This is a genomic window from Burkholderia gladioli (assembly GCF_000959725.1).
Lineage (GTDB): Bacteria > Pseudomonadota > Gammaproteobacteria > Burkholderiales > Burkholderiaceae > Burkholderia > Burkholderia gladioli.
In genome coordinates, this window is record NZ_CP009322.1 from 946591 (window position 1) to 965490 (window position 18900).

General features: G+C 71.5%; 18 protein-coding genes. 7 read left to right on the forward strand and 11 right to left on the reverse strand.

What is annotated here, in order from left to right:
- The first annotated feature begins 325 nt into the window (after positions 1–325).
- The 3 genes from BM43_RS04880 (at position 326) to BM43_RS04890 (ending at position 4209) form a co-directional block, all read left to right on the forward strand.
- The gene (locus tag BM43_RS04880) at positions 326–1483 is read left to right on the forward strand and encodes a porin (RefSeq protein WP_036056636.1); all 1158 of its coding nucleotides are present in this window, start codon (positions 326–328) and stop codon (positions 1481–1483) included.
- Positions 1484–1790: 307 nt separating this feature from the next.
- Positions 1791–2540 carry a sulfite exporter TauE/SafE family protein gene (locus BM43_RS04885; protein ID WP_036056635.1) on the forward strand — a complete coding sequence of 250 codons (750 nt, stop codon included), beginning with the start codon at positions 1791–1793 and terminating at the stop codon, positions 2538–2540.
- A gap of 157 nt (positions 2541–2697) precedes the next feature.
- The gene (locus tag BM43_RS04890) at positions 2698–4209 is read left to right on the forward strand and encodes an aminotransferase-like domain-containing protein (protein ID WP_230676443.1); all 1512 of its coding nucleotides are present in this window, start codon (positions 2698–2700) and stop codon (positions 4207–4209) included.
- A gap of 28 nt (positions 4210–4237) precedes the next feature.
- Here the strand turns inward: BM43_RS04890 and BM43_RS04895 are convergent, their stop codons facing one another.
- The 4 genes from BM43_RS04895 to BM43_RS04910 all read right to left on the reverse strand — a co-directional run bounded on the left by BM43_RS04895 (position 4238) and on the right by BM43_RS04910 (position 8429).
- Complete coding sequence (locus BM43_RS04895; protein ID WP_036056633.1) at positions 4238–5128, reverse strand: PhzF family phenazine biosynthesis protein; 891 nt, start codon at positions 5126–5128, stop codon at positions 4238–4240.
- Complete coding sequence (locus BM43_RS04900) at positions 5125–6159, reverse strand: threonine aldolase family protein (RefSeq protein ID WP_036056632.1); 1035 nt, start codon at positions 6157–6159, stop codon at positions 5125–5127. The genes BM43_RS04895 and BM43_RS04900 overlap by 4 nt, the downstream gene beginning before the upstream one ends.
- Positions 6156–7289, reverse strand: coding sequence for a carbon-nitrogen hydrolase family protein (locus BM43_RS04905; protein WP_036056631.1), 1134 nt, complete (start codon positions 7287–7289; stop codon positions 6156–6158). Before BM43_RS04905 ends, BM43_RS04900 begins: the two co-directional genes overlap by 4 nt.
- A gap of 228 nt (positions 7290–7517) precedes the next feature.
- Positions 7518–8429, reverse strand: a complete 912-nt coding sequence (locus BM43_RS04910) for a LysR family transcriptional regulator (RefSeq protein ID WP_036056630.1) — start codon at positions 8427–8429, stop codon at positions 7518–7520.
- A gap of 544 nt (positions 8430–8973) precedes the next feature.
- On the opposite strand from BM43_RS04910, the gene BM43_RS04915 reads away from it, so the two are divergent.
- The 3 genes from BM43_RS04915 (at position 8974) to BM43_RS04925 (ending at position 11901) form a co-directional block, all read left to right on the forward strand.
- Entirely contained in the window at positions 8974–9552 is a 579-nt protein-coding gene (locus BM43_RS04915) for a murein hydrolase activator EnvC family protein (RefSeq protein ID WP_036056629.1), read from the forward strand.
- A 299-nt stretch (positions 9553–9851) separates the two neighbouring features.
- Entirely contained in the window at positions 9852–10766 is a 915-nt protein-coding gene (gene blaPEN-N / locus BM43_RS04920) for a PEN-N family class A beta-lactamase (RefSeq protein ID WP_036056628.1), read from the forward strand.
- A 262-nt stretch (positions 10767–11028) separates the two neighbouring features.
- Positions 11029–11901: a LysR substrate-binding domain-containing protein gene (locus BM43_RS04925; protein ID WP_013689994.1), complete on the forward strand. Its 873-nt coding sequence runs from the start codon at positions 11029–11031 to the stop codon at positions 11899–11901.
- Positions 11902–11940: 39 nt separating this feature from the next.
- Here BM43_RS04925 and BM43_RS04930 read toward each other — a convergent pair whose 3' ends face one another.
- The gene (locus BM43_RS04930; protein ID WP_052409281.1) at positions 11941–12330 is read right to left on the reverse strand and encodes a type 1 fimbrial protein; all 390 of its coding nucleotides are present in this window, start codon (positions 12328–12330) and stop codon (positions 11941–11943) included.
- On the opposite strand from BM43_RS04930, the gene BM43_RS42475 reads away from it, so the two are divergent.
- Complete coding sequence (locus tag BM43_RS42475; protein ID WP_255222530.1) at positions 12329–12460, forward strand: hypothetical protein; 132 nt, start codon at positions 12329–12331, stop codon at positions 12458–12460. The two genes, BM43_RS04930 and BM43_RS42475, sit on opposite strands and share 2 nt — an antisense overlap.
- 314 nt (positions 12461–12774) lie before the next feature.
- On the opposite strand, the gene BM43_RS04935 is transcribed toward BM43_RS42475, so the two are convergent.
- The 6 genes from BM43_RS04935 to BM43_RS04960 all read right to left on the reverse strand — a co-directional run bounded on the left by BM43_RS04935 (position 12775) and on the right by BM43_RS04960 (position 18768).
- On the reverse strand, positions 12775–13029 hold the full coding sequence (locus BM43_RS04935; RefSeq protein WP_013689996.1) for a GlsB/YeaQ/YmgE family stress response membrane protein: 255 nt from the start codon (positions 13027–13029) through the stop codon (positions 12775–12777).
- Positions 13030–13270: 241 nt separating this feature from the next.
- Complete coding sequence (locus BM43_RS04940; RefSeq protein WP_036031472.1) at positions 13271–14026, reverse strand: ABC transporter ATP-binding protein; 756 nt, start codon at positions 14024–14026, stop codon at positions 13271–13273.
- 56 nt (positions 14027–14082) lie between these two features.
- Positions 14083–14988 carry an ABC transporter ATP-binding protein gene (locus BM43_RS04945; RefSeq protein WP_080742254.1) on the reverse strand — a complete coding sequence of 302 codons (906 nt, stop codon included), beginning with the start codon at positions 14986–14988 and terminating at the stop codon, positions 14083–14085.
- A complete protein-coding gene (gene nikC / locus BM43_RS04950; RefSeq protein WP_036056626.1) occupies positions 14978–15919 on the reverse strand; it encodes a nickel transporter permease in 942 nt (313 codons plus the stop codon). The genes BM43_RS04945 and nikC overlap by 11 nt, the downstream gene beginning before the upstream one ends.
- Positions 15920–15968: 49 nt before the next feature.
- On the reverse strand, positions 15969–17039 hold the full coding sequence (locus BM43_RS04955; protein ID WP_036031419.1) for an ABC transporter permease: 1071 nt from the start codon (positions 17037–17039) through the stop codon (positions 15969–15971).
- Between the two features lie 121 nt (positions 17040–17160).
- Positions 17161–18768: an ABC transporter substrate-binding protein gene (locus tag BM43_RS04960; protein WP_036056625.1), complete on the reverse strand. Its 1608-nt coding sequence runs from the start codon at positions 18766–18768 to the stop codon at positions 17161–17163.
- Between the last annotated feature and the right edge of the window lie 132 nt (positions 18769–18900).

Consider the following 18900-nt stretch of genomic DNA (forward strand, 5'->3'; position numbering starts at 1 on the left):
ACCGCGACTCGCGGGGGGCCGCGCCGGCAGCCCGCGCGGGCGCCCCCGGCGGCCCTTCCCGGCGCTTGCCCGAAAGGGCGCGGCAAGCGTTGCGCAAGCCGGGCCGAAGCGCTTGCGCAAGCCCGAGTTGGTAATGCGCAACGACCACGTTTGCCGCCCCGAACGACGTGGACGGCGTGATTCGGCCGTGACACACTTTGCTCCGTGATTCGCGCAGCCGGCGTGCCGACCGGGCCGCGCATCGCCAACTCGAGGTCCAACGGACGACGCTCGCGTCGAGCGCTCCGGCGGGCATTCCAGTTTTCCGGTTCGGAGACTGTCGACGATGAACAAGTTCCTGCTGCCCGCCGCTGCCGTCGCGATGACGCTGGCCGCACCCGCCTGGGCGCAGTCCAGCGTCACGCTCTACGGCGTGATCGACGAAGGCGTCAACTATACGAACAATGTCGGCGTGAACGGCACCAACCGCAGCGTCTACGCGCTGGCCAGCGGCTTTGCCCAGCGCAGCAGTTGGGGCCTGCGCGGCGCCGAGGACCTGGGCGGCGGCCTGAAGGCGATCTTCGCGCTCGAGAACGGTTTCGACCTCAGCAACGGCACGCTCAGCGACGGCGGCCGGATGTTCGGCCGCCAGGCCTTCGTCGGGCTCACCCACGCGCAATACGGCGCGCTGAGCTTCGGTCGCCAATACGATTCGGTGGTCGACTACCTCGCGCCGCTGACGGCGGCCGGCAGTTGGGGCGGCATGCTGATGTCGCATCCGTTCGACAACGACAACGCCGACAACACGGTGCGCGCCAACAATGCCGTCAAGTACGCCAGCCCCGATTTCGGTGGCCTGAGCTTCGGCGGCGTCTACAGCTTCAGCAACGAGACCGGCTTCGCCAACAATCGGCAGTACAGCGCCGGGGCGCGTTACGCGTTCGGCGGCCTGCAGGTCGGCGCGGCCTATCTGCAGGCCGACAATCCCGGCCGCACGGCCGACGGCGCGGTGGCGAGCAACGACGCCAATTTCACGGCCGATCGCCTGCGCATCTTCGGCGGCGGCGTGAACTACACCTTCGGCGAGACCACGGTCGGCTTCGTCTACACCAAGACCGACCTGAAGAACCCGGTCGCCACCGCCTACCTGCCCTCGGGCACGCTGTCGGGGCTCGGGCTGACCGCCACCAAATTCGACAACTTCGAGATCAACGGCAAGTACCAGCTCACGCCGGCCTTCTTCGTCGGCGCGCAATACACCTACACCAGCGGCACCTTCGACGCGGCCGACGGCAGCGCCAAGCCGCATTACCACACGGTCGGGCTGATGGCCGACTACAGCCTGTCCAAGCAGACCGACGTCTACCTGCAGGGCGCCTGGCAGCGCGTGGGCGGCGCCGCCTCGGGCAGCGTGTTCGACGGCGCCTACCTGGTCGGCACCGACGGCCCCTCGGCCTCGTCGAGCCAGTTCTCGGTGCGCGCGGCGATCCGGCACAAGTTCTGATGCCGAAGGCGGCGGGGCGCCGGCCGGCGCCGTTTGCCGCCTGCCGCGCCGATTTCCCTTTCCTCTGACGCGTCGTTCCGGCGAAGCCTGCCGGCGACGCGTTTTTGTTTTCATCTCGATCGCAACTAACGGTCTGCCGCGCCAAGCCACCGCCAACGGCGCTGCGCGCCGGCCGATCAGTCCGGCAAGCCGGCCGCCCAGCCTACCCGAGCCAGGCTCAGGCAAAACCAGATGGCCGGGCCGTGGCGATGCCCTCACCATCGCGGCATTCGCCCCTTGAAAACCCAATCCCTGCGCAGGATGTTCCATGATCGATGATGGTTCGACGCTCGCGATCGTCGTCGCGGTATTCGCCCTGGCCGGGGTGGTGAAGGGCATGATCGGGCTGGGCCTGCCGACCATCGCGATGGGCCTGCTGACGCTGGCGATGCCGCCCGCCGCGGCCGCCAGCCTGCTGGTGGTGCCCTCGCTGGTCACCAATGTCTGGCAGTTGCTGCGCGGCCCCGCGTTCGGCGCGCTGGCCCGGCGCCTGGCCACGCTGCTCGCCGGGCTCGCGCTTGGCACCTTCGCCGGCGGCCTGCCGTCGCTGGCGCATGCCGCCCCGTGGACTCGCGACGCGCTCGGCGCGGTGGTCGCGCTGTATGGCCTGTGGGGCCTGGCCGCCGCGCGCCTGCCGGCGCCGGGCCGCCACGAGCGCTGGCTGTCGCCGCTGGTCGGCTACCTGACGGGCGCGGTGACGGCCGCCACCGGCGTGTTCGTGATGCCGGCCGTGCCTTACCTGCAGGCGCTGCAGCTCGGCAAGGACGAGCTGGTGCAGGCGCTCGGGCTGTCCTTCACGGCCTCGACCCTGGCGCTGGCCGCGCAACTGGCCTGGAGCGCCAGCCTGCAACCGGTCGACTTCGGTATGTCGGCATTCGCGCTGGTGCCGGCGCTGCTCGGCATGGCGGGCGGCCAGGTGCTGCGCGGCCGGGTGGGCGAGCGCGCCTTCCGCCGCGTGTTCTTCGCGGGGCTGGTGGTGCTCGGGCTCTACATGGCGGTCGCGCCCGCGCATGCCTGAGGCGGCTTGCCTGAGGCCGGTTGCCTGAAGCCGGTTGCCTGAAGCCGGTTGCCGGTCCGGCGAAAACCCCGCATCCTTGTCGGCGCCCGCGCTCGCGGGCGCATCATGGCAGGCTGCCGCCGCCGACTTCATCGCGCCGCGCGCGCCGCCGAGATACATGGGACATCACGCCAAGCCTCACCCCGACGACTCCGCCCGCGCTACCCCGCAGGTCCTGCACCGCGCGCTCGCCGAGCATCTGGCCGGCGAGATCGGGGCCGGCCTCTGGAGTGCCGGGCAGCGCCTGCCCTCGGTGCGCGAGCTGGCGCGCAGCCGCTCGGTCAGCGTGACCACGGTGCTGGCCGCCTATCGGGCGCTCGAGGATCGGCGCCTGATCGAGAGCCGGCCGAAGCAGGGCTATTTCGTCAGCGGCCCGGCGGGCGAACCGCGGCAGGTCGCGACGCGCGCGAGCGAGGCGGCCGGCCAGGGCGCCGCACCCTGGCCCGGCGTCGATCGCGCGTGGCTCGGCGATGACGGAATCGAGCACGACGCGCTCGACCCCATCGCGCTCGGCGACATGGAAGGCCGTCCCGGCGTGGTGTCGTTCGGCACCGCCTTGTGCGGCGAGGCGCTGTTCCCGGTCGAGGCGCTGGCGCGCAGCATCGCCTCCACGGCGCGGCGTCACGGCGGGCTGCTCGCCGCGGTGTCGTTCTCGCCCGGCGCCGAGCGCTTGCGCGCCAGCCTGGCCTCGCACGCGGCGAACTGGAATTGCCACTTCGGCGCCGACGAGGTGCTGGTCACCAACGGCTGCGTCGAGGCCTTCGGCCTGTGCCTGCAGACGGTGGCGCGGCCCGGCGATGTGGTGATCGTCGAATCGCCGGCCTATTACGGCTTCCTCTCGACGCTGGCTCGGCTCGGCATGCAGCCCCTGCCGATCCGCTTCGACGGCCGCGCCGGCGAGGCGCTGGCCGAGATCGAGCGGCTCGCCGGCGAACGGCGCATCGGCGCCTGCCTGTTGTCGACGGCGGTCAGCAATCCCACCGGCGCGAGCCTGGACGACCCGACGCGCGCCGCGCTGGTCACCTTGCTGGCGGCGCGCGCGATCCCGCTGATCGAGGACGCCACCTTCAGCGACCTGCATTTCGAGTCCGTGCAGCGCGCGGCCAAATCCTACGACCGCGACGGCAACGTGCTGCTCTGCAGTTCGCTGTCGAAGACGCTGGCGCCGGGGCTGCGGCTCGGCTGGGTCAGCGGCGGGCGTTTCCACCGCGAGATCGTCGAACTCAAGCGCACCATGAGCGTCGGCCAGCCGCTGATCATCCAGGAGGCCGTTGGGCAGTTCCTCGACGGCGGCGGCTACCGGCATCATTTGCGGCGGCTGCGGGCGCGTTGCCGCGCGCAGGTCGACGAGACGGTCGAGCACCTGCGCGCTCGCGTACCAGAGGGCACGCTGGTGGCGGCGCCGGAAGGCGGTTACCTGTTGTGGGTGGGGCTGCCGGAAGGGGTGTCGTCGGAGGCGCTGGCGCGGCGCGCGGGCCGCGAGGGGATCGCCTTCGCGCCCGGCACGCTGTTCGCGCCCGAGCGCGTCCATGACGACCGGATCCGGCTCAATTGCGGCTACCCGCTCGACGATGCGCGGCGCGCGGCGCTCACGCGGCTGGCCGCGCTGATCGGGGAGATGGCGGGCTAGTTCTTCACGCGCCCGCGCCGCCGGGCACTCAGAGGTTCAGCGAGCCGCGCGAGACTAGCACCGCGTGACCGCCGATCTCGAAGCGCGGCCCATCCTCGGCGCGGCGCCAGAAGAGGCTCGCGTCGCGGCCGAGATGGCGCCCTTGGGAAGCCGTCGCGACCGCGCCGTTGCCACGTGCCGGCCATCGCCCCTTCGCCGCCAGCATCGCGGCCGCGCAGGCATTGCCGCCGCCGCAGGCAGCATCCTCGTCGACGCCGATCGCCGGGCCGAACGAGCGGAGCTCGAAATCGGCCGCGCCGTGCCGGCCGGGCGCCACCGCCGTGATGCCCGACACTTCGTGGCGCCGGCTCAGCTGCTCGACGGCATCGAGCTCGGGCGCCAGCGCGTCGAGCCTTTCCGCCGATTCGAACCAGACCACCAGCCAGCGCGCGCCGGCCGCCACGCAAGCCATTTCAGCGTGTCGGCCGCTTGCGCCGAGCGCACCGAGCACCTCGCGCGCGCCTTGCGCATCGAGCGGCTCGATACGCGGTTCGGGCGTCTCGAACCAGATCCTGCCGTCGTCGCCGTCGTCGACACGCATCGTCACCTGGCCATGAGGGCTCTGCTGCACCAGCCGGCCCGCGCGCGGTGTCACCAGCCCGGCGGCGAGCAGCGCCCGCGCGGTGCCGATCGAGGGATGGCCGGCGAAGGGCAGTTCGCGTCGGGGCGACCAGATCCGCACGTGGTAGTCCGCGCCGCCGCGCGCGGCCTCGCCATCCGGCGCCGACATCGCGAACACCGTTTCCGGCATGCCGTTCCAGGCGGCCAGCGCCTGCATGCGCGCCGTGTCGGGCATCGCGTCGGGCAGCACCACGGCGACCGGATTGCCGAGCAGCGCGCGCCGCGTGAACACGTCGACGAGAAACAGCGTGGCGTTCACGACGCGGCCTCCTCGGCGAGTTCCACAAGCCATTCGCCAGCCCGTTCGCAATCCTCACGGCTCACGTCGAGATGCGTGGTGACGCGGATCCGCGTGTCGTCGAGCGCGCGAATCCGCACGCCGCGCGCGAGCGCGCGCTCGGCGAAGGCACGCGCGCCGATCGGCAGCCCGGGCAGCGCGAACAGCAGGATATTGGTTTGCGGATGTGCCTCCAGCCGAAGGCCGGGCGCGGCCGCCAGGCGCGCCGCGATCAGCGCGGCATGCGCGTGATCGTCGGCGAGCCGCTCGACGTGATGGTCGAGCGCATGGAGCGCCGCCGCCGCGAGGATCCCCGACTGGCGCATCGCGCCGCCGAGCCGGTACTTCCAGGTCCAGGCCTCGCGCACGAAGCGCGCGCTGCCGCCCAGCACCGCGCCGACCGGGCAGCCCAGCCCCTTGCTGAAATCGAGCCAGGCGCTGTCCCAGCCTTGCGCGTAGGTGGCGGCGGCGATGCCGGTGGCGACCGAGGCGTTCAGCAGGCGCGCGCCGTCCAGGTGCGCGACGAGGCCGGCTTCATGCGCCACGTCGCGCACCGCGCGCAGCGTGTCGAGCGGCCAGATCGCGCCGCCGCTGAAGTTGGTGGTCTGCTCGATCGACACCATCGCCGAACGCGGCGCGGTGCGCGAGGGCGCGCGGATCGCGGCGCGGCATTGCTCGGCCGTGAAGATGCCGTCACGCGTGACCAGCGGTGCGACCGCCACGCCCGCGATGGCCGAGGCGCCGGCCGCCTCGGTCGCGCAGAGATGGGCGCCAGCGTCGGCGATCAGCTCGTCGCCGGGACGCGTGTGGACCAGGGTGGCGACCAGGTTGCACATGGTGCCCGACGGCATGAACACCGCCGCCTCGCAGCCGAGCAGGGCGGCCACGCGTTCGCATAGCGCGCGCGTGGTAGGGTCCTCGTCGGCCTGCTCGTCGCCGACCGGCGCGGCGGCCATCGCCGCGCGCATCGCCGCGGTGGGGCGCGTCTGGGTATCGCTGTAGAGATCGATCATCGCGACGCCTCGGCGGGCCAGGCGGCACCGGCGCCGGCATCGGCACCTGGCACGACATCCCGCGCAGCATCCGGCGCAGCATCCGGCACGAAGGGCGCATACAGCGCCTCGTCGGCCGCGCCCGATGCGCCCGCTACGCTCGCCACGCCGTCGAAGCCGTCGTGGAAGCTGGCCGGCGCCAGCGCGCGGCGGTTCACGCGCAGCTCGAACACGTCGAAGCGGTTGTAGTAGCCCACCACGTCCTGGAACTGCTTGGGCACCACGCAGCCGGCCAGGTCGATATCGGCATAGACGATGCCTTCCTCGTCGCGCAGCACCTCGCTGATCACCGTGCCGTTCGGCCCGAAGATCATCGACACGCTCTTCGGCGACTCCTCCAGCAGGCGCCGCGCGCGGGCGTCGTCGCGCGCGATCAGGTCGATCGCCTCCGGCGGCAGGAAGCCCGAGGCGACGATGTTGAACAGCTTGCCCTCGAAGGCGTGGGCGCCCGCGCGCAGCCGGATCGCGGCCTCCAGGTCGTAGCCGCCCTCGCCGGGCGGGTGGGTCGGCCAGCGCGGCGAGAACGAGGAGATATGGACGTTCTCGCCCTGCGCCAGCAGCGCGAAGCGCGCCAGCGAATTGGTGTTCTCGCCGCATACCAGCGCGCCGATCCGGCCCAGCGGCGTATCCACCACGCGCAGCCCGCTGCCGTCTCCGTTGGCCCAGGTCAGCTTCTCCCAGTAGGTCGGCACCAGCTTGCGATGGCGGTTCAGCAGGCGGCCGTCCGCGCCGATCAGCAGGTTGCTGTCCCAGATGCAGGCCGGGCTGACATGCGTGCCTTCGTTGATGCCGATCGAGACGATCACGCCGTGGCGGCGCGCGGCCTCCTGCAACTGCCGCACCTCGGGGCCGGGTACGCGGATCGCGCTGGCGGCCAGGCGCTCGAAGAAGGGATGCACGTCGACCGGCGCGAACACGCCGGACCAGACCGGGAAGGCCGACACGAAGGCTTCCGGGAAGGCCACCAGGGCCGCGCCGTTGGCGGCGGCCTCGGCGATCAGCGCGCAGGCCTTGTCGACGGTGCGCGGCGTATCGAAGTAACAGGGCGCGACATGGCAGGCGGCCGCGCGAAATGCCGGGTAGGAATTCATGATCGACGGGAGTGACGAGGGAGCGGCCATTGTCGGGCGCGCCGCCGCGGCGTGTCGATGCACAGAGCCCGGCGATTCCGCTGGAACAGGGCGGCGGGACGGGCCGCTGCCGAGCTTGCTCGATGAGCCATGCAGTCGGCCGCTCGGTCAACCGCTCGGTCAACCGCTCGATCAGCCGCTCGGTCAGCCGCTCGATCAGCCGCTCGATCAGCGGCTCGACCGGGCGGCTCAGCCGCCCGCCGCTTCTTCCGCCGGGCCGCCCTCGCTGAGAAAATCGACGAACTCGCGCGTGTATTTCGGCAGTGCCTCGAAATCGCGCGCGCAGAGCACCAGCCGCCGGTAGGCCCAGGCGTCGGTCAGCTCGACGGTGGTCAGCTTCATGCTGGCCATCGCGCGCTGCGCGGCATGGCGCGACACCACGCCGATCCCGACCCCGCTCTCGATCACGCGGCAGATCGCGTCGAAGCTGCGCAACTGGGCGCGGTAGGTGATGCGCTTGCCGAGCGCGCGGGCCTGGTCGGCCAGGTGCACGTGCAGGGCGCTGCCTTCGGTCAGGCCGATGAATTCCGCGTCGACGATCTCGTCGAACGACACCGAGCCGCGCCGCGCCAGCGGATCCCCGGCCGCGGCGACCACCAGCAGCCAGTCCTCGCGGAACGGCTTCTGTTCCAGCCCCTCCAGCCCGACCGAATCGGCGACGATGCCGACCTCGGCGGTGCGGCTGCGGATCGCGTGGACGATCTCCTCGCTGGAGCGCTCCTCGACGCTGACCGACATGCGCGGATGGCGCGGCAGGTAGGCCGCGAGCGCGTCGGGCAGGTACTCGCTGAGCGAGGCGGTGTTGCAGAGCAGCCGGATCCGGCCGCGCAGGCCGTCGCCGTATTGCTGCAGCTCGCCGTGCATCTGGTCGATCTGCTGCAGCACGGTGCGCGCGTGGTGCTCGAGCGAGCGGCCCGCGTCGGTCGGCTGGGTGCCGCTCTTCGTGCGGTGCAGCAGCGGCACGCCGAGCGTGTCCTCCATGCCGCGGATCCGCTCGCTGGCCGATTGCAGGGTGATGTGGGTGCGCTCGGCGCCGCCGGTGATGCTGCCCGCCTGACAGACGTTCAGGAACAGGCGCAGGTCGGTGAGATCGAATCGCATGTGGGGTTCCGTTGCGGGGAGGGGCGGCCGTCGGGCGCGACGCGCCGCGGCCGGCGATACGGTAGCAGGCTTCGCGCGGCGCGGGCGTCAGTCATTGCCTGAGGATCGCTTCGACAGATCCGCATGGTCGGCGCGGCCGCGCTCGCCGATCATGCGCCTCATGGCCCGGCCACGGGCTTTCCTCGTTTTCCGTCCATGCCAGGAGGTGGGTATGCAGGTCGGTCCCGACTGGTTCGTTTCGCTCAAGCTCGCGCTGCATATCCTGATGCTCTGCATCGGCCTGGCGACGGCCTGGCACACGCTGCTCGAGCGGCTCGGCTGAGCGCGCCGCCACGGCCTCACTTGCGGCCGACCCGGTATTCGACGCCGTCCGGCCCGTAGCGCTCGGCTCGGTTGCGGGGCATTCCCGAACGATACGCGCGGCGCCGGGCCGCCGCCGCAATTTGTCATGCTTGCTTGCATCCGGTTACAGGTCTGGGCCGCCAATTTTGAGAAGCTTGGCGGCCCCAGGACCGAGATCCTCGCCAGACATGAATTCCACCGCATGAACCCCAGGCAGACGATGTTCCGAGGCGCCGCGCGCGCCGCCGCGATCGCGGCCTTGTGCGCCGCCGCCGGCTGCGCCACGCAGCGCGAGGCGGTGCCGCCGAGCGACACGTTGGCGAGCGGCGCCGTTGCCGTGCCGGCCGCCGCGCCCTCGGCGGCCGACGTCGCGCAGATCATGCGCGCCACGCGCCGTCATGCGCAGCGCGTCACGCTGGCCTGGCCGGCCGAGGGCCCGGTGGTGGAGCCGTTCCAGCCGGGGCGCAATCGCGGCATCGGGATCTCGGTGCGCTCGGGCGAGCCGGTGCGCGCCGCCGCCGACGGCCGCGTGATGTATGCCGGCACCGGCCTGAACGACTACGGCTCGCTGGTGATCGTGCAGCACAACGCCGATTTCCTGACCGCCTATGCGCGCGGCAGCCGCCTGCTGGTGAAGACCGGCGATATCGTGCGGCAGGGCGAGCCGATCGCCGAAGCCGGCGGCGTGGGCTGGGTGCGCGGCACGGCCGTGCTGTTCGAGGTGCGCCGCGACGGCAAGCCGGTCGATCCGGTCGCCTACCTGCCGGCGCGCGAGAGTTGACCGGGTGCGCTTGGCCCGGCGTCGGCGCGGGATTTCCTGCGGCCTGGCTGGCCGCGCGGATTTCCGCGCTCAGGCCCAACCCGGCTCGGCGCCGCGCGATCCGCTGCCATTCCGCCTGATCGCGTCCGGAGCCGGGGCCGAACCATCGGCGGCGCGGCGCGAACCATTGCCGCCTCGCAGCGGTCTACCCGATCCGGCATCGTGAGCCTCGCGACCGACGATGCCCGGCGGTGGCGCCGGCCAACTCGCGCCATGCCGCCGATCCACCCCTGAACCACCGATCGAGACATCGACCCGCCATGACCCATTCCCCGCTCCGCCGTTCGCTGCTGCTCGCCGCCGTTTCCGCTCCCGTTCTTGCCGCCTGCGCCGTGGTTGGCCATCAGGACGGCAAGAAGGACGGCGTGAAGGAAGACGCCCGGACTCGCGACGCGGCCCGGCAGATCGCGGCGCTCGAAAGCGGCTTCGGCGGGCGTATCGGCGTGAGCGCGATCGACACCGGCAGCGGCCGGCGAATCCTGCACCGCGCCGACGAGCGCTTTGCGCTGTGCAGCACCTTCAAGGTGGTGCTGGTCTCGGCCGTGCTGGCGCGCGCGGCCGGCGACGCGCGCTTGCTGTCGAGCGTGATCCGCTATACGCGGCACGACCTGGTGAGCTATTCGCCGGTCACCGAGAAAAACCTCGCCACCGGCATGACGGTGGCGGCCTTGTGCGCCGCCGCGATCCAGTACAGCGACAACACCGCGGCCAACCTGCTGATCCGGCTGATCGGCGATCCGGCCGCGGTGACGGCCTATGCGCGTTCGATCGGCGACGCCAGCTTCCGCCTCGATCGCCTGGAAACCGAGCTGAACGAAGCGGTGCCTGGCGACGAACGCGATACCACCACGCCGGCCGCGATGGCCGACACGCTGCGCCGCGTCACGCTCGGCGACGGGCTCGATCCGTCCGGCCGCGCGCAACTGGTGACCTGGATGCTGGGCAACACCACCGGCGAGACGCGGATCCGTGCCGGCGTGCCGGCCGGCTGGCGGGTGGCCGACAAGACCGGCAGCGGCGACTACGGCACCGCCAACGACGTGGCCGTGCTGTATTCGCCGAGCCGCCAGCCGGTGGTGCTGACGGTCTACACCACGCGCCCGGGCAAGGACGCGAAATACGACAACGCGACCCTTGCCGCGGTCGCGCGCATCGTCACCGCCACCTTCGCCTGAACGCGTGAGCACCTGAGCACCTGAACATCCGAGCGCTTCTCCGGCGTGCCGAAAACCGGGCGCGCACGGCGCCCGGAAGCGGCCGGCGCCGGCGCGGACGAGCGCTCGCCGCGGCGGGTGCCGCAAGTCACGCCGAGCCCGCCCCGGCCGGCGCCGATCGTCCACGCCACCGCGCGCTCCTCGCGCAAAACCCCCGGATCGCTTATCTTGGCGCCTTGCGCGCCGCATCGGCCGGCGCGCCCGTCTTCCGTTCACGCCAGCCATGCATCGTCTTCCGCCGCTCAATGCCCTGCAGGTCTTCGTCACGGTCGCGCGCCACCTGAACTTCACGCGCGCGGCCGAGGCGCTGTGCCTGACCCAGGGCGCGGTCAGCCGCCAGATCCAGTCGCTCGAGGCGCATTACGGCTTTCCGCTGTTCGTGCGGCGCGCCAAGGGGCTGGCGCTCACGCCCGAGGGCGAGCAACTGCTGCCGGTGGTCAGCGAGAGCTTCGCGCGCATCGACGACGTTTCGCGGCGCCTGACGCGCCAGCGCACCGACCTGGCGCTGAAGGTGCCGACCTGCGTGATGCGCTGGATCCTGCCCAAGGTGATGCAGTTCCAGACCGAGCATCCGGACCTGCACGTGCAGATGACCACCACCTGGCGGCACGACGTCGATTTCGCGACCGAGCCCTTCGATGCGGCGATCGTCTACGGCATGGCGGCGACGCCCGAGGTGCGCGTCGTACCGCTGTTCGCCGAGCGGCTCACGCCGGTCTGCGCGCCCGAGCTGCTGGCCGAACGGCCGATCGCCTCGGGCGCCGACCTGGCGCGCCACACGCTGCTGCATCCCACCCGCGACCATCGCGACTGGCGCCAATGGCTGGCCCATGCCGGCATCGAGGGCATCGATCCGGCGCGCGGGCCGAGCTTCGACACGCTGGACCTGGCCACCAATGCCGCCATGCAGGGCTTCGGCATCGCCATCAGCGACGTCACGCTGATCGCCGACGACGTGGCCGCGCGGCGCCTTGCGAGGCCCTTCGAGGCGGTGCTCGGCACCGGCGCGCGCTACGACTTCGTCTGCCCGGCGCGCAACGCGGCCCAGCCGAAGCTGGACCTGTTCAGCGACTGGCTGGCGGCGCACCGCGACTGAGCCGCGGCGGCGGAGCACGGGATGCGCTTCGATGCGCGCTCAACGATAGTCGACCGTCACGATCATGGGGTTGCGCCGGGTGCCCTGGCCCGGGATGGCGAACGGCGCGGAGGCGATCGTCAGCGTTGACGAGCCGAGCTTGCGGCCGCTGTACAGGTCGACGAAGCCGACCTGCCCGAAGGCCGGCCTGGCACAGTTCGGTTGCACGCGTGTGGCGGCGGCATCGACCTGGAACGAGCAGGGCGGCTCGACGATGCGCCCGCTGAACTGGATGGTGCCGCCCTGCGCATGCGCGGCGGTGCCGGGCAGCGCGAGCAGCGCGCAGGCGGCGAGCGGCAGGACGGCGAGGTGCCGCCATCCTGACGGATTCGCAAGACTCGGAAAACCACGCGCAGACGATAGCGACGGCAGCGACGAACGGGCGATCATGACGGACTCCGAATCGGTGGGGTCGGACTTGTTGGCACGTCGCGGCGGGACACTCGCCGCCGACGGCCTGCTCACCCGCATTGACGGCATCCAGGGCGGTTGCCTTGAGCGGATTTTTTACATTTTTTGACAAAGTTCGCTGCTTCAATGCTAGGAGATGGTCGGGCCGATGTCAGGCCGCGTCGATCGAGCCGGCGGCGACGCGAATTCGTGTGCTGAAAGGGACGGCAACGGACGGCAAGAACGCGGATCGTCGACGATCGCGGCCCGCCGCAAGCACATGCGAGATGCCGCCGGACCTGGTGGCGGTGCCGGCCGGGCGGTGTTCTAGAGGGGATCTTCGGTCGGGAGGGGAGGCAGGCCGGCTTGGTTGTACGTGCAACGGCCGTGGCGCGGTGGAGGGAGCGGAACGCCGCCGAGCCGACGGCGTTCCGCGGGGCTGGCTCAGCCGGCGCGCTTGCGCACCGCGCCGACGATCACCAGCAGCACGATCGCGCCGATGATCGAAGCGATCCAGCCGGCGCCTTGGCCGGGCTGGTACCAGCCGGCGGCGCGGCCGACGTAGCCGGCGATCACCGAGCCGACGATGCCGAGCACGATGGTCATCACGATGCCCATCTTGTCGTCGCCGGGTTTCAGCGCGCGGGCGAGCAGGCCGACGACCAGGCCGACCACGAGCGTTTCGATGAGATGAATCACGGGCGCTCCTCTAGCAGTTGGGAAAAGGCATGGACCGGCCGGCGCGCGCGAAGTTCGGATCGGGTTCGTCGCGGTTCGGCCGGGCTTGCCGTGCGATCTTACGCCAGCCGCGATCCGGTTCGCCACTCTCGCGTACCCGGCTGGCCACGCTGCATGCTGCGCCGCGGGGTGGCCCTTGCCGCGCACGACATCGGCGGCTGCCGCGCTGCAACCGCCGCGACCGCAAGCTTCAGCCCCGGCTTCAGCCGCCGGCTCGCCGATAGCCGTCGGTGGCGCGCAGCAGGGTACGCGTGTACGCGTTCGCCACCTGTCCCGCGCGCAGCGCCTCCACAGTCAGTTGCTCGACGATCTCCCCATGCTGCATCACGGCCAGCCGTTCGCAGAGGAAGCCGACCACGGCCAGGTTGTGGCTCACCAGCAGCATGGTCAGCCCGCGCTCGCGATGCAGGCGGCGCAGCAGGTTCAGGATCTCGGCCTGCACCGAGACGTCGAGCGCCGAGGTCGGTTCGTCGAGCAGCAGCACGCGCGGCTCGACGATCAGCGCGCGCGCGATCGCCACGCGCTGGCGCTGGCCGCCCGAGAGCTGGTGCGGATAGCGGAAGCGGAAGCTGCCGCCGAGCCCGACCTCGGCCAGCGCCCGCGGAATCCGCGTATCGGCGTCGGCGATGCCGTGGATCGCCAGCGGCTCGCGCAGCGTCTCGTCCACCGTGAAGCGCGGATGCAGCGAGGCATAGGGGTCCTGGAACACCATCTGCACGTCGCGGCGGAAGGCGCGGTCGAGCCGGCCCTGCACGGCGCGGCCGTCGATCGCCAGCGAGCCGGCCGAGGCGGGGACCAGGCCCGTCAGCGCGCGCAGCACGGTGGACTTGCCCGAGCCCGATTCGCCGACCAGCCCGAAGGCGCCGCCGCGCGCCACCGCGAAGCTCGCGCCGCGCAGCGCGTCGACGTGGCCGCCGCGCGTGGCGAAGCGCACCGAGGCCTCGCGCACCTCGATCATCGGCTCGGCCGGCTCGATCGGCAGTGCCGCGCCTGCCTCGATCCCGTGTTCCGGCATCATTGCTCGGCCTCCTTCAGCCAGGCCGGATCGCGCGCCAGCACCGGCAGCGATTCGGGCGGCGCGGCCAGCGGCGGCGTCGCGCCGAGCAGCCCGCGCGTGTAGGGATGCGTCGCGTGGGCCAGATCGCGCGCCGCGCAGGTCTCCACCACGCGCCCCGCGTACATCACCGCCACGCGATCGCAGAACGACATCACCAGCGGCAGGTCGTGGCTGATGAACAGCAGGCCGCTGTTGTGCCTGGCCACCATCGCGTCGAGCACCGCCAGCACCTGCATCGACACCGCCACGTCGAGCGCCGAGGTCGGCTCGTCGGCGATCAGCAGGCGCGGCCCGGTGGAGACCATCATCGCGATCATCACGCGCTGCCCCATGCCGCCCGACAGCTCGTGCGGATAGGCATCGGCCACGCGCGCCGGATCGCGGATCTCGACCGCCTCGAGCGCGGCCACGATGCGCTCGCGCAGCGCGCGTCCCCTCAGGCCCGGCTCGCGCAGCCGGAACGCCTCGGCCATCTGCCGGGCCACCGTCATCACCGGATTCAGCGAGTACTTGGGGTCCTGCAGGATCATCGCGATCTCGGCGCCGCAGAGGCGCCGCCGCTCGGCCTCGCGCATCGTCAGCAGGTCGCGGCCGGCGAAGCGCATGGCGCGCGCGGACCACTGCGCGGCACCCGGCAGCAGGCCGAGCAGGGCGCGGCCCGTCAGCGACTTGCCCGAGCCCGATTCGCCGACGATGCCGAGCCGTTCGCCCGGCGCGAGCGTGAGCGAGAGGTCGCGCACCGCGTCCGCGAGCCGGCCGTCGTGGCCGCGAAAGCCGATCCGCAGCCCGTCGATCTCGACCAGCGGCGCGGCGGCGGGCGGGGTGTTGCCGATGGCGGGCGTCTGCATCGCGTCAGGCTCCATGGCGCGGGTCCAGCACGTCGCGCAGCCCGTCGCCGAGCAGGTTGAAGGCCAGGCTGACCAGCAGGATCGCCACCCCAGGCAGGGTGGCCACCCACCAGGCATCGAGCAGCACGTTGCGGCCCGAGGCCACCATGAAGCCCCATTCCGGGCTGGGCGGCTGCGCGCCGAGGCCGAGGAAGCCGAGCCCGGCCACCGTCAGAATGATGCCGGCCATGTCGAGCGTGGCGCGCACGATCACCGAGGACAGGCACAGCGGCACGATATAGCGGCGCAGGATGCGCCAGCCCGAGGCGCCCTGCAGGCGCGCGGCGTGGATGAAGTCGGCCTGCGCGATGCGGATCGTCTCGGCGCGCGCGAGACGCGCATAGGCCGGCCAGGCGGTGATCGAGATCGCCACCACCGCGTTGACGATGCCCGGCCCGAGCGCGGCCGCGAAGGCCAGCGCCAGCACGATCTTCGGGAAGGCCAGGGCGATGTCGGTGAGGCGCATCAGGAGGCTGTCGACGAAGCCGCCGACGAAACCGGCGGTGGTGCCGATCAGCACGCCGATCGGCACCACGATCGCGACCACCAGGATCGCGATGCCGAGCGTGATGCGCGAGCCGCCGATCATGCGCGAGAGGATGTCGCGGCCGAGCTGGTCGGTGCCGAGCCAGTGCGAGGGCGTGCCCGGCGGCAGCAGCCGGTCGTTCAGCACCTGGCGCAGCGGATCGTGCGGCATCAGCAGCGGCGCGAGCAGGGCCACCAGCACCAGCGTGGCCAGGATCGCCAGCCCCAGCAGGTTCAGCGGATTGCTTGCGAAGCGCTGCCAGCGTCGCCAGGCCAGGCCCAGCGAGGCCTGCCGGCGCGAGGCGGGCGTCTCGCTGAGCAGCCAGGCGCGCCAGCGGCCGGCGGGCGGGGAAGCTTGGGGAGGAGCGGGAGGCTGGGTCATCGGAATCCGGTGGAGGCGGCCAGGCGCGCGGGCACGGAGCGGGCCGGCGTCAGCGCGCGCGCGGATCGAACACGCGGTAGAGCGCGTCGGTCAGCAGGTTGAGGGTGATGAACATCGCGCCGATCACCAGCGTCGAGCCCAGCACCGCGTTCATGTCGCCGTTGAGCAGCGCGCCGGTCAGGTAGGAGCCGATGCCGGGCCAGGCGAACACGATCTCGGTGAGCACCGAGCCTTCGAGCAGGTTGCTGTAGGTCAGCGCGATCACGGTCAGCAGCGGCACGGCGATATTGCCGAAGGCGTGGCGCCAGATCACGCGGCGCTCGGGCACGCCCTTGGCGCGCGCGGTGACGATGTATTCCTGGCTGAGCTGCTCGAGCATGAAGGCGCGTGTCATGCGGCTCAGGTAGGCCACCGAGTAGTAGCCGAGGATCGCGGCCGGCAGCGCGATGTGCGAGACCGCGTTGCGCCAGACTTCCCATTCGCCGGCCAGCGCCGCGTCGATCAGCAGGATGCCGGTGCGCGTGTCGACCATGCCGTCCCAGGCGGGATCGAGCCGGCCCGGGCCGCCCACCCAGTGCAGCTTCGCGTAGAACAGCAGCAGGCCCATCAGGCCCAGCCAGAACACCGGTACCGAGCTGCCGATCAGGCCGACGAAACGCGCCACGTGATCGATCGGACGGTTGTGGCGCACCGCGGCGGCCACTCCGAGCGGCACGCCGATGCCGATCCCGATCAGGGTGGCGAGGCTCGCCAGTTCGAGGGTGGCCGGGAACACGCGCAGGATGTCGTCGCTGACCGGGTTCGAGGTCAGCAGCGAGATGCCCAGGTTGCCGTGCAGCACGTCGCGCACGTAGATCGCGAACTGCGTGAGCAGCGGCTTGTCCAGCCCGAGCGCGGCGCGTTCGGCCGCGTAGGCGGCGGCCGAGGCGCGATCGCCGAGCACCGCCAGCACCGGGTCGATCGGCACCTTGCGGCCGATCACGAAGGTCAGCGCCAGCAGGCCGGCGAAGGTGACGGCCAGCGTCAGCGCCCAGCGCAGCACGCGCAGCGCCCAGCGCGCGAGCGGCTGCCGCGCGGGCAGCGTGCGCAGCGAGTCGAACAGCGTGGAGGGGGACGACATCGGGCGGGGCATCTCCTGGGCGGTGAAATCGTTCGCGCGGCGAGCGGCGCGAACCCGAAGTATGCCGGATGCGCGGGGGCGCGAAAACCGGGTGAGGCTCCCGCGCCGGCCGCAGCGCGCCTTACTTCTTCAACTGCCGATACGAAACCAGGTCGTTGATCGGCCCCACCGCCAGCCCGCTCACGCCCGGCGCGGTCGCCACCTGGGCCACCTTCTCGAACAGGATCACGAAGGGCGAATTCGCCAGTACCGCCTTCTGCATCGCCTGGTACTGCTGCGCGCGCCGGGTGGGCGAGGGTTCGGCCAGCGCCGCGTCGGTCTGCCTGGTCAGATCGGGAATGTTCCAGGCATTGCGCCAGGCCAGCATCTTGAAGCTCGAGCTGTCCGAATTGTCGGGATTCCAGGCGAAACCCTGGGCGTTGCTGTGCGGGTCGATGTAGTCGGCCGACCAGTCGCCGATGTAGATGTCGTGCTGGCGCGCGCGGTACTTGGCCAGCGTCTGCTTGTTGTCGCCGGGGATCAGCGTGAGCTTGATGCCCGCCTGCGCGAAATTGGCCTGGATCGCCTGGGCGATCTCGGTGTACGGGTAGTCGTTGCGCACGTCCATCGTCACCGCGAAGCCGTTCGGCACGCCGGCCTTGGCCAGCAGCGCCTTGGCGCGCGCCACGTCGAGATGATAGGGATTGCTGTCGAGCGTGCCGAGAAAGCCGTCGGGCAGGAAGGTCTGGTGCACGCGGTAGGTGGTCTTCACCACGTTGCGCTGGATGCCCTGGTAGTCGACCAGCCATTTGAGCGCTTCCTGCACCTGCGGCCTGGCCAGCGTCGGGTTCCTGGTATTCAGGCCGAGATAGAGCAGGGTGGCCTGCGGCGAGGCCGCCACCCTGGCCTTGCCGTTCTTGGCCACCGCGGCCAGGTCGTCGGGGCTCAGGTCGCGCGCCGCGTCGATGTCGCCGCTCTCCAGCATCAGCCGCTGGGTGGCCGCCTCGGGCACGTGGCGCAGCACGATGCGCTTCATCGCCAGCGGCAGGCGGTAGCCGTCGAAGCGCTGCAGCACCAGGCTGTCGCCGGCCGTCCACTTCACCAGCCGGTAGCCGCCCGAGCCGGCCTCGTGGGTCTTGAGCCAGCCGTTGCCGTAGTCGCCGTTCTGCTGCTGCGCGAGCAGCAGCGTGCGATCGACCACCGAGGCCGGCCAGGAGCCCAGCACGTTCAGCACGAAGGTCGGCGCGTACTTGCGATCGGTGCGGATCATCACGGTGTGATCGTCGAGCTTCCTCACGTTCTGCATCACGTTGGCCTTGTTCAGGCCGATGCCGGCCAGCACCGCGGCCGGGCCCTTGTCGAGCAGCACCGCGCGCTGGATCGACCAGGCCACGTCCTCGGCCGTCAGCGCATTGCCGGAGTGGAAGCGCAGGCCGTCGCGCAGCCGGAACGTGAAGCCGGTGCCCTCGGCGTCGACGCTCCACGATTGCGCGATGTCGCCGTCGAACTTCGAGGGGTCGGCGAGGTTGACGCGCACCAGCCGGTCGTAGACGTTCGCGATATATTCCTCCGGCACCAGTTCGTAGACCTCGGCCGGGTCGAGCGTCGAGAACTCGTCGAGCAGGGTGGCCATCACGAACATGTCCTTCGGCGTGGCGGCCCGCGCCTCGCCGGCGGGCACGGCGGCCAGCGCGAAGCAGGTCGAGGCGGCGGCGAGCAGCGCGGCAAGCGAGGACAGGCTGGGCTTCATACACACTCCATGGTTCGGAACCCGAGGCTGGCGGGATGACGAGCGGAACGCGGCCTGCCCGGCGACGGCACGGGCCTGCCGTATTAAAGCAGAGAGCGGGGGGCGACCGGAACCGGCCAAAATTCGACGGGA